The following is a 15,605-nucleotide window of genomic DNA, read 5'->3' as shown; positions in this document are numbered from 1 at the left end:
ATGGCTGAGCCGGACGGCAGTTTTCGTCTATTGGGAAATTCCGCATGGAATGCGGCGGCCTTTGTCATCGGTGTTGGCTTGAATCTGGTGATCCTGCCGTTCGTCGTCTTCCGGCTGGGCCTCGCCGCGTTTGGCGTCGCCGGTCTGGTGATGGCCTGTCTCGCGCCCGCTCTGGCATTCAGCAATGCCCTCGCATTATCGACCGCGCGTGAACTTGCCCACCGCCTGGCGCCTGCCGAACGCGACGATGCCCGACGTTTCTTCGCCACGGCGTTGCTGCTGGCCGTCGGGATCGGCGGGCTGATCGTGATCGGCTTTGTCGTGGCTGGGCCGCCACTCGCGCGCCTTGCGTTTCATCTGAGCGGCGACAGTGCCAACGATCTCGGACGCGCTTTTGCCCTGGGTGCTGTCGGGTGGCTGTGCCAGTGCCTTTCGGCGGTGTTTCTCACGCTGTTCACAGCGCGCCAGGACTATCGGCAAATTTCCTCGATCAACATTACCAGCGCCGTCGTCGCGACGGGCTCGATGGTGGTGCTGATCCCGTCCTGGCCCCAGGCGTCGACGTTTCTCGGCTGCCAGGCGCTGGGCTTTGCGACAAGTCTGCTGATGGTGTTCGTGCTGTCGCGCCTGCGGCTCGGCGAATGGCTGGCGCGTCCAGCGCTTCATCGCGGCCCGCTTGGCGATCTCGTCAATGTGGGATCCTGGCAACTCGCCGCCCAAGGTGGGGGGCTGCTCTCCGGGCAGGTGGATCGATACCTGCTGGGCGCGCTGTTGCAGCCGCAGTTTGTCGGATTTTATACCATCGCGCAGCGGCTCGAAGAGGCGATGTATATTGGCATCCTGAAAGTCGGCGAAATCCTGTTCCCGTTTTTCAGCGCCTTGCAAAGAGAATCCAGCGATCGGAAAGCCGAACTGTTGTTTCGGTCCTCCTGGATCCTCAACGTGCTTGCGGCGAGCGCCCTCGGGGCCCTGGTTCCGGTCGCCGGCCCGCTGCTTTATCTATGGACTGGCCCGGAAGTGGCGGCTGAAGCCCAGCGTGTGTTGGTCGTGCTCGCGATTGCCGGCATGCTTGGATGCAGCGCCAATGTCTTCGCATTCTATCTTCTGGCGCACGGCCAGTCCCGCTCCATTGCATTGATCTCGCTGGTGACAGCGGTGTTTACCGTGGCCACCAGCGCACTCGCGCTGCCCTATTTCGGATGGCAGGCAGCAGGCTGGAGCGCCTGCGTCGGCATGAGCGCCCAAATCGTCGCGACCAACCTGCTGCTGCGACGAAGTTTCAGCATCGCCGGCATGTGGTCGCGCGTCGCCCATTTCGTATTGCTGCCGCTCGGAACCGGCATCGCGACCGCCCTTACGTTGCGATATGCGCTTCGCGACGCGTTATTCGACCATGTGCCGCACTGGTGGTATGTGGGGGGGCTCTATTGCGTTGCGGCCGCCATTATTTTCGTCGTCGTCGTTACGGCTTCGCGGGCTGGCCCGCACGGCGCCGTCTGCTGGCGGGATTTGCGCGTCATCGCCACTCGTTTCTTACCTCTCAGGGCTACGTAACCATGTGCGGGATTGCTGGCATCCTCAATATTCGCGGCAACTCGGTCGATCCCGCGGAAATTTCGCGACTGACAAACCTGCTTGCGCATCGCGGCCCGTTTGGCGAGGGAACTTGGTTCAGCGCCAACCGAAACCTGGCTTTCGGCCACCGCAGGTTGGCGATCATCGATCCCGGCGAGGGTGGCTTTCAGCCCATGGTATCCGCCGACGGTCGTCATGTGATCGTGTTCAATGGCGAAATCTACAATTTCCTCGAGCTTCGGCGCGAGCTAGAGGCGCAGGGCGCGGTCTTTCGCAGCCAGTCCGACACCGAGGTCATTCTCGCCGCGTGGCGGGTGTGGCAGGAGGGGATGTTGTCGCGCTTCAACGGAATGTGGGCGCTGGCGATCTTCGATACAGAGACGGAGGGTTTATTTCTTGCGCGCGACCGTTTCGGTATCAAGCCGCTGTTGTATTCGTGGTCGCCAGAGCGCTTTGTTTTCGCATCCGAGCAACGCGCGCTGGTGCGAAGCGGCCTGATCGACGCCGCGCTGGATGCCGAAGTCGCACGGCGGCTGTTGATCGATGCTTTCGGGGTCGAAGGAAGCGAACGGACGCTGTGCCGGAAGGTGCGCCGCCTGCAGGCTGGTCACTGCATGTGGCTTCGTCACGGGCGATTAGAGATCCGGCGCTGGTGGCGCACCGTGGATCATCTGCCGGAGGTCCCGGCCACCGAGGGCGAGCGCGTCGAACGCTTTCGCGAACTGTTCCAGGATGCCGTCGCACTGCGGATGCGCAGCGATGTGCCGATCGGAACTTGTTTGTCAGGCGGGTTCGATTCGTCAGCCGTGATCTGCACCATGGCGGCGCATGAAAAAGCGGGGATGGGACCGCGCGACAATGCCTCCTGGCGCCACGCATTCGTTGCGACCTTTCCCGGCGCCATAAATGACGAGCGGCCCATGGCCGAGGAAGCCGCCGCCTGGGCGGACGTCGCGCCGTCCTTCCTTGAAATCGGCCGGAACGACGCGCTGGCCGATATTGACCGGATTTTGGACGACAATGACGACGTCTATATCGGGCTGCCAAGCGCGGCCTGGTTGATTTATCAGGAGCTCAGGCGCCAGAACGTGACGGTATCGCTGGATGGCCACGGGGCGGATGAGTTGATGGGAGCCTACCTGCAGGAGGGGCAATCGACGGCGTTTTGGGCCAGAAATGCACTCGCGGGTCTGTCGTCCAGTTCGGCAATTGCCAGGCGTGGCGTGGATTTAATGCGGACGCTGATGATCAAGCGGCAGGGGCATTATTTTTTGCGCGGCGGTCTGCGTGGTATCCCGGCCCAGTTCAGCCTAGTCGGCGAGGACGACCCGCTGCCGCGTGACTGGGGGTCATTGAACCAGCGCCTCTATCGAATGTTCCACGGCACCGTCTTGCCGACGATCTTGCGAAATTTCGACCGCCTTTCGATGGCGCACGGAGTAGAGGTCCGGATGCCGTTCATGGACTGGCGCCTGGTGACCTACACTATGGCGCTACCAGATTCCAGCAAGGCATCCGATGGCTACACCAAGGTCGTCGCGCGCCGTGCGATGGCCAAACATATGCCGGAGTCCATTCGCATGGGACGCCGCAAGGTCGGCTTCAATTCGCCGATGCCAGAGTGGTTGAACGGGCCGCTTTCCGGCTGGACGGCGGATTTGCTCGATCGGCAGGTTCCGGCATTCACCGAGCTGGTGGACGAGCCCGGTCTGCGCAAGACCGTCATACGCCTGACGTCTTCCAGGACCTGGGATTGGGAAACGGTCGGGCGAATCTGGCCTTATCTGAACATGAAGTGGATGCTGGCGAGGTATGCGTAACCCATGCGGTTATTCCAGAATAGCGGTCTCTATCCCTCCTATCTAAAACGCCTGAATCAGCTTGCCGCGGGAGCCCGCGGTTTCGTCGAGCGGCGCAGCATTTTCTTGGAAGATCGGTTTGGCGCTCTGCACTTCCTCAAGCCGGTACTCGACGAAGCGCCGGAGGCCTTCTTCACCAATGGTGACGATGAAACCCTGCAGCGTCATTGGGCCCGCGAGCAGGGAATTCAGGGCAAGCCGCCGCTTGAGACCATATTGCTCGCCCAGATCGAGCATCACCGCACCGAGGTGTTCTATAATCTGGATCCAGTGCGCTATCCGAGCACGTTCGTGCGGAAGCTTCCGGGCTGCGTCAGAAAAACGCTGTGCTGGCGGGCTGCACCGTCGGGAAAGGCCGATCTGACGGCTTATGGCGCGGTGCTGGGAAACTTTCCCTCGATCCTGGATTCCTGGCGCCGCACCGGCTGTCGCGCCGAGATTTTCTTTCCTGCGCTCGACCCACTGATGGAGAGTTATGGTCATGGCGATCGGCCGATCGACGTGCTTTTTGTCGGAGGGTATTCGCGGCATCATACCGCGCGGGCAAAGACACTCGAGCAGGTGGCAAGTTTGGCCGATAGCCGCCGGATCGTCTATTGCCTTGACTCGTCGCGGCTGACATGGCTTGCGGAAAGCGCGCTCGGCAGCTTGCTGCCGTTAAGAAAGCATCAGCGACCCCAGGCCATTGCCAGCATCGCGCAACCGCCGGTATTCGGGAAATCGTTTTACGAACTTCTCGGTTCGTCAAAGATCGTGCTGAATGGCGCCGTCGATATGGCCGGCACCGACCGCGGTAATATGCGCTGCTTTGAGGCCATGGGGTGCGGCGCGCTCCTTTTGTCCGACGCCGGCAGCTATCCGGACGGAATAGAAGCGGGGCTGACCATGGAGATTTATGCTAGTCCCGAGCAGGCGACTGAAATCGCTTCAAAGTGTCTGGAACGCTGGCCGGAATCGGCCGTGATGGCCGGCCGAGGACGAAGTCGGATCTCGGCGGCCTATGGCAAGGCTGCGCAATGGAAGCAGTTTGTCGATCTCGTCGTGAGGATCTAGTTGCCCCGAGAGTCCGCCGATCAGAGGATTTGGGCCTTGATCTTGCGCACAAATGATGAGTTCGCGGGCGGAACAACTGGAAGTTCATGACCTCGTACGCTATAAAAGCGGTGCCTTCCGACCGTGACAAGAGATTGTAAAGTATTGTGGCCACTGAGAATATTCCAACGAGCGAACTCAACGGGCTACTCAGGACAATAACGCGTCCGATTCTCAAAATGCGGAAGCGGATAAATCTCCATCTCTTTGGCCAGCGGTTAATTGGACGCGCTACTTGTCGCATTGGGCAGGGTACCGTTTTGACGAGCGTCGCAAGAATAAAAAATGCCAGCGGAGACAGTGAAAAAATAAATATAGGCGCCAATACACATGTGTTGGGTGAATTGTTTGTCTTTGCGCATGGCGGACAAATTAACATTGGCGAATGGTGTTATGTGGGCGAGGGAACGCGAATATGGTCAGCGGCATCCGTCACGGTTGGCAATCGCGTACTAATTTCGCATTCCGTCAACATTTTAGATAGCCTGACTCACCCGATGCGGGCCGTGGATCGCCATGAACAGACTAAGCAAATCTACCAGATCGGCCATCCACAAAAGCTTTCTCTCGGCGAACGTCCGGTCAGAATTTGCGATGACGCGTGGATCGGTGCCGGTGCATTTGTGTTACGCGGCGTCACTGTTGAAGAGGGGGCCATCGTCGCTGCGGGCGCCGTCGTTACCAAAGATGTCCCGCCATATACAATTGTGGGGGGCAACCCCGCTGTTATCATAAGAGAACTTTCTTTCGATGAACGCTGATTCCGAAAGGCCGACGTGGGAGGATGCGGTCGTCTGGCTACGTGATCAGCCTAACCAGCGGCAACTCGTGTTGGACGCTTACTATGACGACCCTTTAATCGCCGCGGCGGAACGTTATTTCGCCAGCGACGAGTGGCAGGCGGTTTCAAAGTTGCTGCGGGGCCGTAGCGGCCGGGCGCTTGACGTAGGCGCCGGGCGCGGCATTGCCAGCTACGCCCTCGCACGCGAGGGCTTTGCAGTCATCGCGCTCGAGCCGGACCCCAGCGCCATCGTCGGAGCGGTGGCGATCCGGACGCTGGCCGCCGAGGCCAAGCTGCCCATCGAAGTCGTCGAGGAGTTTTCCGAGCGCCTGCCATTCGACGATAGCGCGTTCGATGTCGTATTCGCCCGCGCTGTGCTGCACCACACCCGCGACCTCGACGGCGCCTGCCGTGAAATGTTTCGCGTACTTCGTCCAGGCGGAATTTTCATCGCAGCGCGCGAGCACGTGATCAGCAAGGAAGCCGATCTCGGGCAGTTCCTCGATCAGCATCCCCTGCATCACCTCTATGGGGGCGAGCATGCGTTTCTTCTCGATCGCTATACAGGTGCACTTCGCGCAGCCGGGTTTGAGCGGGTAGAGATTCTCGCGCCGTTGCAGAGCCCGATCAATCTGTTTCCCTATACGATTGACACCCTACGAGCCGCTGTTGTGGAAAAGCTGTCGCGGAAAATTCCCGCCGGTCCATTGTGGCGCGCTGTGTTGGGTTCCAAGGCCGTGTTCACGTCGCTGCTGTCGGTGGCGGGACCTTTCGATAATCGTCCGGGCCGGCTTTATTCATTTGTCTGCCACAAGGCGTAAACATGACGACGTGGATCACGGGCGCCAACGGCTTCATCGGTCGACACCTGGTGCGCGTGTTGGCTGACCAGGGCCATGCCGTACATGGCATTGGTCATGGCGCCATCAATGAACCCGAACGGCAGCTCATCGGTCTGGGGCAGTGGCTGAACGGGGAAATCGATTCGGCCAATCTCAACACGCTGGCCGGCCAATCCGGGCTGCCGTCCACGATTTTCCACCTGGCCGGCGGATCTTCGGTCGGATTGTCGATCGCGCAGCCACTTGAGGATTTTTCGCGCACCGTCGCGAGCACGGCTCGATTGCTGGAATGGCTTCGCGGCTTGGCGCCCGAGTGCCGGTTGATTGTCGCGTCCAGTGCGGCGGTCTATGGCGCCCATCATGCTGGCGCGATCTCAGAGGAGGCCGAAACGCAGCCGATGTCGCCATATGGCCATCACAAGCTAATTATGGAGCAGCTCTGCCGCAGTTACGCGATCTCGTTCGGCATTCGCGCGACCATCATCCGGTTATTCTCAGTGTACGGTCCCTCACTCCGCAAGCAGTTGCTCTGGGACCTCTGTTCGCGTCTAGCGCAAGGCCAGCGCGAGCTCGTCTTGGGTGGCACCGGCAACGAAGCGCGTGACTGGATCGATGTACGGGACGTCGTGCGACTGCTTGCGGGGCTCGCACGGACTGACGGGATGCCCCTGAAGGTGCTGAATGGCGGCAGCGGTATCCCTACCAGCGTTGCCGAGATCGCCGATATGGTGACAAAAGCCTGGGGTGGCGATATCGCAGTTCGATTTTCGGGCCTGGTCCGTGCGGGCGATCCCTTCAGCCTAGTCGCCGACGCGGGGGAGCTTTCCGCCATTCCGTTCAGTTGGCACATCCCGGTCCGGGACGGTATTACTCAGTATGTAAGCTGGTTCAAGGGGCAGGACTATTGAGCGACGCTCGCCCCATCCGGCTCGCCTTCACCTTGATTTCTCGCAAGGCTTGGGCGGGCGGCTACAACTATCAACTGAACCTGTTCCACGCGCTTGCGAAATACTGCCCGGGCGCTATCACGCCCGTGGTGTTTGCGAGCGAAGCTCACGATGCTGGCGAGCTCGCGCCTATCCGAAAGGTGCCGGGGGCCGAAACTGTTTGCTCGGTGCACTTCGATCGGCCTGCGCTGACCTCGTTGCTGCCGACCATGTTCGCTCAGGATCGCCGTGCGATTGCCAGCTTTCGCCACCACAAGATCGATGCGGTCTGGGAGAACGCCCGCTTCTTCGGATGGAAGTCTCCCTATCCGACGGTGGCTTGGATTCCTGATTTCCAACATCGGCAGCTGCCGCATCTGTTCCCTAACAATGCGAGACGACGGCGTGAATTGGGTTTTCAGCTGCAGGTCCTGTCTGGCCGCACCATCATTCTGAGTAGCCGCAGCGCCGAGCGCGATTGCTTTTCTTACTATCCCCGGACGAAGGGCCGAACCGCCGTCGTGAGGTTCGCCAGCGAGCCTTCGGCCGAATTGCTCAAGCTGGATCCGGTAGAAGTGCTCCAGAAGTACGATCTGCCGAGAACGTACTTCTATGTCCCCAACCAGTTCTGGCGCCACAAGAACCACAGGATTGTCCTAGACGCGCTTTCATTGCTTGCTCAGCGAGGCGTTCATCCGGTTGTCGCTGCATCGGGCGGCGGTGATCCGAATGATCCGGTATATCTCGATCAAATCGTGCATGAAGCGGCAGGCCGCGGCCTGGCACAGCAGTTCCGCTACCTCGGCATGATTCCGCTCGCCGAAGTCTATGCCCTTCTGCGTTCCAGTGCAGCGCTGATTAATCCATCTCGCTTCGAGGGCTGGAGCACCACGGTCGAGGAAGCAAAATCGTTCAGCGTGCCGATGATGCTATCAGATATCGACGTGCACCGTGAGCAGGCTGGAGAGCGCGCCCGCTATTTTGGCGCCGACGATGCCACAGCGCTGGCCGCCCATTTGCAGGATTTCACGCACCCTGCGTTTGTGGTGCGCGAGATGAACGATCAGTTGGGCGGGCGGGTGCGGGAGTTCGCCGAGAGCTTCTCCTCGACCATTAAACGGGTCGTTCGAGCGCATCGATATGGACTGGGTCTGCTGGAGCGCGCACCGCCATGAATCAACCGGTCGTCCTCGTCACCGGCGCAACCGGATTTGTCGGACGCAATCTCGTCCCGTTGCTTGAGAGCCGCGGCTATCGGGTACGCCGGGCGCTACGGGCCGGCCGGGCCGGAGAGAACGATGTCGTGGTCGGTTCGATAGGGGCAACTACCAGTTGGGACGCAGCTCTTGTGGGAGTGGACGCGGTAGTCCATCTGGCCGCCCGGGTACACCACCCTAATGAGGAGCACGCGGCTGAGCTGTACGACACAGTGAATACACAAGGTACGCTGCAACTGGCCCAAGCCGCCGCGCGGGCTGGGGTGTCCAGGTTCGTGTTTCTGAGCACAATCCTGGTCAACGGAAGCTCGACGGATGGGCGAGGGCCGTTCATGCCGGATGACGCAGTGGTGCCACGCGGCGTTTACGGACGGTCCAAGGCTGCGGCTGAGGCTGCCCTGCAGCGCCTGGCGTCACAATCCAAGATGCGGGTAGCTGTGGTGCGCCCGCCATTGGTGTATGGACGCGAAGCGCTCGGTAATTTCCGTCACCTCGTTAGCGCGATCAGACGGCGGATCCCGCTTCCGCTTGGCCTCGTCGATAACAAGCGGGCGTTCGTCAGCGTGCAGAATCTCGCGTCCTTTGTCGCACATCTGATGGCCCTGCCGGTGGCGCGTCCTTACCAGATTTTTCTGATCGCGGATGACGAGCAGATTTCGACGACTGCTTTCGTTCGTCGGATCGGGCAGGCGATGAACCGGACCGCTATCCTGTTGCCGGTGCCCTCGGTGGTTCTGACGCTCGCCCTCCAAGCGATAAGGCCGGAGCTGGGCCACAGCTTGGTAGGATCTATGGAGATTGACACTTCCGCCGCGCTGTCGACCGGCTGGACGCCGCCGCTCAGCATGACCCATGGATTGCGGCTGGCGGTGGGGTCCTCGTCCTAAACACCCTTGCGGTCGAGTCCGGCAACTACTCAGTCGATACCGGTATAATATCGTCGTGCGTTGCTCATCATTGCTCCGAAAGCTCGGGGTTGCGCAACAATTCGTCGACCAGGGCGGCGTAGGCATTCATCGCGGTGGCGCGATCGAACTTCGATGCTGCCTTCACCGCGCTCTCCGCCATCGCATTCTCGTCGCAACGGGATGCCGCGCGGATTGCGTCGGCGAGCTGATCGGCGCGGCCCGGCGTCACGACCCAGCCAAGCCCGTTCTCCACCACCGTCAACGCAGCCTCGGCTTCCGGCTCGGAGACCAGCGCCACGGGACGGCCGACCGCCAGCAGATTGTAGAACCGGCTTGGCACAGACACCCCCGCCACGTCCTTCCGGTACGGAATGATCCAGAGATTGGCAGCCGCCAGGAACGCCTCGAGCTCGGCATCCGCGACCCGCGCCACGAAGGACACATTGGGCAAGTTCGCGTCAGTCTGCAACTGCTTCAGCCGCTCGAAGCCGATGCCCCAGCCGGACAACAGGAAGTGGATGTCCGGCTCGTCTGTCAAAAGGCGTGCCGCCTCGAACACGATCTCCGGATCATGGGTGAAGCCGAGATTGCCCGACAGGCCGACAATGAATCGCGCGGACAGCGCTTTACGGAACGGATTGTCCGGCGCCAGGGGACGTGCCGCGGGTACGAGCGTCGCCCAGTTCGGGATGAAGCGGATCTTGTTCCGCGTCATGCCGGAATAGCTCAATAGCGGCCGCTCCGCATCGCGGCCAATGGTGATGACGGCATTGAGCGCGCGGAACATCAGGCTGTTGGCCGCGCGCATCGTCCGCGTCACGAACGAGCCGGGCTTCAGGATTTCCGCCATCACGAGAACATCGGGGAAGAGGTCGTGCATGATCAGTGCCGAGCGCGCGCCCTTGCATCTTGCCGCTGCCGCGACCGCGTAAGGCAGCATGAACGGCGCGGTCACGGTGAGCACGACGTCCCCTGACTTGAGCTCCCGGATCAGCGCGAAGAAGGTGCGCGTCGCGAACAGCAGTTCGGAGGCGCCACGCCGCACCAGCGCGGTCTTTCCCGCCATCCGGTTCTTGATGGCAATCACGCGCGGCTTGCCCGGGCCGGTTTGCGAGGCCGGCAATTCGCCGGGCGAACCCGACAGCACGATGACCTCGTGGTCGACGGCGACGCGGCAGGCGATCTCTGCCATGATCGCGGCGGTCGTGCTCGGATCAGGCGGATAGTGCTGGCTCGCGACGACGATCTTGCCTTGAGACTGCATGGTCAGGCCGCGGTCGACCCGAATTCCGGGACAGCATCCTTCAGGATCGTCTTGATCGTGGCCCGATCGTCCCGCGCGATCGCCTGCTCCAGCGCCGCGATCCATTTGCGCAGCGTCTGCATCGGCGGCTCGTTCGGCTGCGCGGCCATGATGCCGGCGACACCGATCTCGCGGGTCGGCTCCTCGGAGGCGAACAGGATTTCGTGCAGGCGCTCGCCCGACCGCATGCCCGTGAACACGATCTCGATATCGTAGCCGGGCTGGAGGCCCGAGAGGCGGATCATCCGCTCGGCGAGATCGACGATCTTCACGGGCTGGCCCATGTTGAGCACGTAGACCGAGACATCGGGACGCTGCGTTCCGAGCGCATGCGTTGCCGCCGTGATGACGAGATCGCAGGCCTCGCGGATGGTCATGAAGTAGCGGACCATGTCGGGATGGGTCACCGTCACGGGGCCGCCAGCCTCGATCTGGGCCTTGAACTTCGGCACCACCGAGCCGTTCGACGCCAGCACGTTGCCGAACCGTACGGAGATCAGCCGCATCGGCGGCCTCGCACCGCCGCTCCCCGCGACAAGATCGTGGTCGAGCGCCTGGCAGTACATCTCGGCGAAGCGCTTGGTGAGACCGAGCATCGACACCGGCTCGATCGCCTTGTCGGTCGAGATCATCACCATGGCTTCGGCGCCGGCGCTGTGCGCCGCATCGGCAACGTTGATCGAGCCGAAGATGTTGGTCTTGACGCCCTCGCTCCAGTCGCGCTCCAGGATCGGCACGTGCTTGAGCGCGGCGGCGTGGAACACGATGTGCGGCTTGAACTCCGCCATCAGGCGCATGATCCGCTCGCGGTCGCGGATGTCGGCGATCCGTCCTTCGATCTCGGCAGCCGTGCCGTGCGCAGCGAGCGTTTCCGTGACCGCGTAGAGCGCCGGCTCGGAATTTTCCACGATCAAGAGGCGCGCGGCGCCGAAGGCGACGACGCGCTCGCAGATCTCGGAGCCGATCGAGCCACCGCCGCCGGTGACGATCACCGCCTTGCCCTTGATCAGGGCTTCGAGGCGCGCATAGTCGATTGTCTCGCTCGGCCGCAGCAGGAGGTCCTCGACCGCGACCGCCGTGAGTCGCGGCGTATCGCCGCTCTCCAGCGAGGGCATGCGGTTGACGATCACACCCAGCTTGCGCGCCCGCATCAGGATCGATTCCGGATGCGCTTCGGGCTCGAATGCCGACGGCGTCATGACCACGCGCGCAATCGCCTTGTTGCGCTTGGCGAAATCGGCGAAGACGTCCTCGATGTCGTCGATACTGCCCAGCACCGGCACGTTGCGGATCAACTGGCCGCTATCTGCACTCGACGGCGACAAGACGCCGACCGGCCAGATGCGCTTGATCGCGCCGCTCTCAATGCCGCGCAGCAGCACCTCGGCATCCGCGGCGCGGCCGATCAGCAGTGTCGGCGCGGCATTCTGGCCCTTGGCACGACGCCGCACGCGCGTATAGCGGAAGTGCCGGTAAGCTATGCGCAACGCGGTGAGGAACGTTATCTCGAGGAACCAGTAGAGGACGATGGTCACCTTGCCGAGGAAGAAGGCGCCGCGGACGTTGGGGGCGACGAAGATGTAGTCGAGCGCCAGGAGGGCAACCGTCAGCACGGTCGCGACGCGGATGATGTTCAGCGCGTCAGGCAGCGAGATGAAGCGCCATTTCGTCGTGGTCAGGTTGAAGAGGAAGAACACGACCATGCTGAAGGCGAGGAAGTAGGGCAGGATCTGGAATAGCAACGGCAGGCGGTCGAAGAAGCCGTGGCCACCCTCGAAACGCAGGTAGACCGCTGCGAACAGCGCCGCCGTGGTCGCCAGCAGGTCGTGGAGCGCGATCAGGAAATTGCGCAAGGTGAGATGCGAAAGACGTGTCATTAATTCGCTCATCTCGGACTTCGTTATTTACCGGTGTTTCAGTTCCAGCACGAGAGAGAGTCAGCCCGTGTCCAATGTTCCACGGGCGAAAAGCCCGCAGGGCAAAATCACATTCAGAGATCGCTACGCGGAGAACCGTTGATTCCCAACCGCGTAGCTGCTGGCGTCCGAGAGTTTCCTTGAGACAATTTAAGCGGCACGGCAGCTTAATTTTCCTGGCACGCTTGCTAGGCGGGCGGTTGTGTAACGGCGTCTTAGCGGCCCGACTCCGGCGAGTCACGAAATACTTTTGGCGAGCTATTAGCTAGTTTGGGAACATGTTGCAATTGATTGCCTTGGATATACTTATAAGTGTATCACAATCTTAACGCACCTTTTGCGCGATGGGGCCATCAAGCGTTTCGGCCTTGTTCGTTCGCTCTTCCGGAACTCGTGTTTCTTGTCGCGGTGACCCGAGCTTGACGAGGCGGCCGCAATGTTCAAATGGTATCAGCGGCACTTTATGATTGATCGCAACGCGCTCGCTCCAATTTGGGGACAAGGATAGTATGACGAAGCGGGTGGCTTTAATCACCGGCGTGACCGGTCAGGACGGCGCCTATCTCGCCGAATATCTGCTGTCGCTCGGCTATGTCGTGCACGGCATCAAGCGGCGCTCGTCCTCGTTCAACACCGCGCGGGTCGACCATCTCTACCAGGACCCGCATGTCGGCAACGTGCCGTTCCTGATGCACTATGGCGACATGACGGACTCGACCAATTTGATCCGCCTGGTGCAGCAGATCCGGCCGACCGAGATCTACAATCTCGCAGCTCAAAGCCACGTCGCCGTCAGCTTCGAGAGCCCGGAATATACCGCCAACGCCGACGCCATCGGCGTGCTGCGCCTCTTGGAAGCGATCCGCATCCTCGGCATGGAGAAGGAGACGCGGTTCTACCAGGCCTCGACCTCCGAGCTCTACGGCCTGGTGCAGGAGATCCCGCAGAAGGAGACGACGCCGTTCTATCCGCGTTCGCCCTACGGCGTTGCCAAACTCTACGGCTACTGGATCACGGTGAACTACCGCGAAGCCTACGGCATGTTCGCGTCGAACGGCATCCTGTTCAACCATGAGAGCCCGATCCGCGGCGAGACCTTTGTGACCCGCAAGATCACCCGCGGCGTCGCGCGTATCGAGGTCGGGCTGGAACAGACGCTCTATCTCGGCAATCTCTCGGCCAAGCGCGACTGGGGCCATGCCCGGGACTATGTCGAGGGCATGCACAGGATCCTGCAGGCCGACAAGCCCGACGATTTCGTGCTCGCCACCGGCGAGATGCGCTCGGTGCGCGAGATGGTCGAGCTGTCGTTTGCCCATGTCGGCCGCCGCATCGCCTGGCGGGGCAAGGGCGTCGAGGAGACCGGCGTCGATGAGACGAGCGGCAAGATTGTGGTGAAGATCGATCCGACCTATTTCCGTCCGACCGAGGTCGATCTCCTCGTCGGCGACGCCAGCAAGGCGCGCGAGGTGCTCGGCTGGATGCCGAAGCGCAGCTTCGCCCAGCTCGTCGAGGAGATGATGGCAAGCGATCTGGCCGAGGCAAAACGGGACGCTGGCAGTGGCAAACGCACCGTTTGAGCTGAGGGGCAAGAGCGTCTATGTCGCCGGCCATCGCGGCATGGTCGGCGCCGCGCTGGTGCGCCGGCTGGCGCGGGAGGACGTTCGGCTCGTCACGGTCGACCGGCGCGAGGTCGATCTCCGCAACCAGGCCGCCGTGTTCGACTGGTTCGCGAAGACGCGGCCGCAAGTGATCTTCCTCGCCGCGGCCAAGGTCGGCGGCATCGTCGCCAACGACACGCTGCGCGCCGAGTTCATCTACGACAACATCGCGATTGCGGCGAACGTGATCCAGGCCGCGCATCAGAACGGCGCCGAGAAGCTGATGTTTCTGGGCTCGTCCTGCATCTATCCGAAGCTGGCGCCGCAGCCGCTGCGCGAGGATTCGGTGCTAACAGGCCCGCTGGAGCCGACCAACGAGCCCTATGCGATCGCCAAGATCGCCGGCATCAAGATGGCGGAGGCCTATCGCAGCCAGTATGGCAGCGACTTCATCAGCGTGATGCCGACCAATCTGTACGGCCCCGGTGACAATTATCACCCCGAGCTGAGCCACGTCGTCGCCGCTTTGATCCGCCGCTTCCATGAGGCAAAAGTCGCAGGCGCAAAGAGCGTCATCGTGTGGGGCACCGGCACGCCGCGGCGCGAGTTCCTCTATGTCGACGACATGGCGGATGCCTGCGTGCACCTGATGAAGACCTATTCGAGCGCGGAGCTGGTCAACATCGGCACCGGCGAGGATATCACCATCGCCGAGTTCGCGCGGGTCGTGGCCGCCATCGTCGGCTACGGCGGCGAGATCGGTTTCGACACTTCGCGCCCCGACGGCACGCCGCGCAAGCTACTGGACGTCAGTCGGCTCGCAAAGCTCGGCTGGTGCGCCACGACCTCGCTCGAGGATGGAGTCCGCCGCGCTTACGAGTCCTATTTGTCCAAAACGTCTTCACCGGTGCTTTCTGCGCTCAAGTACTTCGAAAGCTGAGCAGTTCGGATCAGCTGCTCTTACCTGTAGTCCGCACAAGCGATCGGGGATAATTACACTTCCGAGCTGATCGACTGACTGTCAGACTAAGAAGGCATTGAGCAGATACTCGTTTTGCAAGCAGCGCAGAATTGGGGGCTATCCTTCTTGATAATCGTAGCAATCCGAACCAGCATGCATGCGGCATCGTAGAGTCGTTTAACCTCGTAGACGAGTTGCTCGATATCCATTGAGACCCGTGGCCTCCAGCCGGGCCTGCGATGAAGCATCATAATTGGCCGTGCTTGGCTTGGCGGGATCATGAACGGGACTAACAACCGCTCCCGTAGGTCAGCAGATTGCTGAGGCTCAAGGACCGCCGGTCGATTTAACAGCGCCTTGCCCGGCTTCCCCTTGGGGCTCGGAGCCACTTGCGACCCGGCGGCGCCGGGAGGTCCGGCGATTACATCGGGGTAGGAAAATGCAAGAAGCACTTGAAAGCTCGGGTGTTGTACTCATTTCCGAAAACGGTGGAGGAGCTGGAGTTCGTTTGCGCAACCCTGGAGTCGGGCGAGCTACTAGCTATTCCAAGCGGGCTTTTCGGGACGCTTTTTCGATGCGAGCAGTTATCCAGCCGACTTCATCGCAGCATACTTTGTAAGAGTA

General features: G+C 61.5%; 12 protein-coding genes. 10 read left to right on the top strand and 2 right to left on the bottom strand.

The annotated features are described in order from the left end of the window. The 8 genes from NLM25_RS30730 to NLM25_RS30695 all read left to right on the top strand — a co-directional run bounded on the left by NLM25_RS30730 (position 1) and on the right by NLM25_RS30695 (position 9,179). Entirely contained in the window at positions 1–1,554 is a 1,554-nt protein-coding gene (locus tag NLM25_RS30730) for a lipopolysaccharide biosynthesis protein (protein WP_254139488.1), read from the top strand. Between the two features lie 2 nt (positions 1,555–1,556). Then, entirely contained in the window at positions 1,557–3,395 is a 1,839-nt protein-coding gene (gene asnB, locus NLM25_RS30725) for an asparagine synthase (glutamine-hydrolyzing) (protein WP_254139487.1), read from the top strand. Positions 3,396–3,398: 3 nt separating this feature from the next. Next, a complete protein-coding gene (locus NLM25_RS30720) occupies positions 3,399–4,487 on the top strand; it encodes a glycosyltransferase (protein ID WP_254139486.1) in 1,089 nt (362 codons plus the stop codon). Positions 4,488–4,786: 299 nt separating this feature from the next. Further along, complete coding sequence (locus NLM25_RS30715) at positions 4,787–5,287, top strand: DapH/DapD/GlmU-related protein (RefSeq protein ID WP_254139485.1); 501 nt, start codon at positions 4,787–4,789, stop codon at positions 5,285–5,287. After that, positions 5,277–6,128, top strand: coding sequence for a class I SAM-dependent methyltransferase (locus NLM25_RS30710; RefSeq protein WP_254139484.1), 852 nt, complete (start codon positions 5,277–5,279; stop codon positions 6,126–6,128). The genes NLM25_RS30715 and NLM25_RS30710 overlap by 11 nt, the downstream gene beginning before the upstream one ends. Positions 6,129–6,130: 2 nt before the next feature. After that, positions 6,131–7,057: an NAD(P)-dependent oxidoreductase gene (locus NLM25_RS30705; RefSeq protein ID WP_254139483.1), complete on the top strand. Its 927-nt coding sequence runs from the start codon at positions 6,131–6,133 to the stop codon at positions 7,055–7,057. Further along, positions 7,054–8,250: a glycosyltransferase family 1 protein gene (locus NLM25_RS30700; protein WP_254139482.1), complete on the top strand. Its 1,197-nt coding sequence runs from the start codon at positions 7,054–7,056 to the stop codon at positions 8,248–8,250. Before NLM25_RS30705 ends, NLM25_RS30700 begins: the two co-directional genes overlap by 4 nt. Next, positions 8,247–9,179 (top strand): NAD-dependent epimerase/dehydratase family protein, encoded by a 933-nt coding sequence (locus NLM25_RS30695; protein WP_254139481.1) that lies wholly within the window; start codon positions 8,247–8,249, stop codon positions 9,177–9,179. The genes NLM25_RS30700 and NLM25_RS30695 overlap by 4 nt, the downstream gene beginning before the upstream one ends. 67 nt (positions 9,180–9,246) lie before the next feature. On the opposite strand, the gene NLM25_RS30690 is transcribed toward NLM25_RS30695, so the two are convergent. Both NLM25_RS30690 and NLM25_RS30685 read right to left on the bottom strand, forming a co-directional pair. Beyond that, positions 9,247–10,464 carry a glycosyltransferase family 4 protein gene (locus NLM25_RS30690; protein ID WP_254139480.1) on the bottom strand — a complete coding sequence of 406 codons (1,218 nt, stop codon included), beginning with the start codon at positions 10,462–10,464 and terminating at the stop codon, positions 9,247–9,249. A 2-nt stretch (positions 10,465–10,466) separates the two neighbouring features. Then, complete coding sequence (locus tag NLM25_RS30685) at positions 10,467–12,380, bottom strand: nucleoside-diphosphate sugar epimerase/dehydratase (RefSeq protein ID WP_254139479.1); 1,914 nt, start codon at positions 12,378–12,380, stop codon at positions 10,467–10,469. A 548-nt stretch (positions 12,381–12,928) separates the two neighbouring features. On the opposite strand from NLM25_RS30685, the gene gmd reads away from it, so the two are divergent. After that, positions 12,929–13,999 (top strand): GDP-mannose 4,6-dehydratase, encoded by a 1,071-nt coding sequence (gene gmd / locus NLM25_RS30680; RefSeq protein WP_254139478.1) that lies wholly within the window; start codon positions 12,929–12,931, stop codon positions 13,997–13,999. After that, positions 13,980–14,960 (top strand): GDP-L-fucose synthase, encoded by a 981-nt coding sequence (locus NLM25_RS30675; RefSeq protein WP_309143621.1) that lies wholly within the window; start codon positions 13,980–13,982, stop codon positions 14,958–14,960. The genes gmd and NLM25_RS30675 overlap by 20 nt, the downstream gene beginning before the upstream one ends. The last annotated feature ends 645 nt before the right edge of the window (positions 14,961–15,605 follow it).

It is taken from the genome of Bradyrhizobium sp. CCGB01, from assembly GCF_024199795.1.
Lineage (GTDB): Bacteria > Pseudomonadota > Alphaproteobacteria > Rhizobiales > Xanthobacteraceae > Bradyrhizobium.
This window is presented reverse-complemented; position numbering and strand designations above follow the sequence as displayed.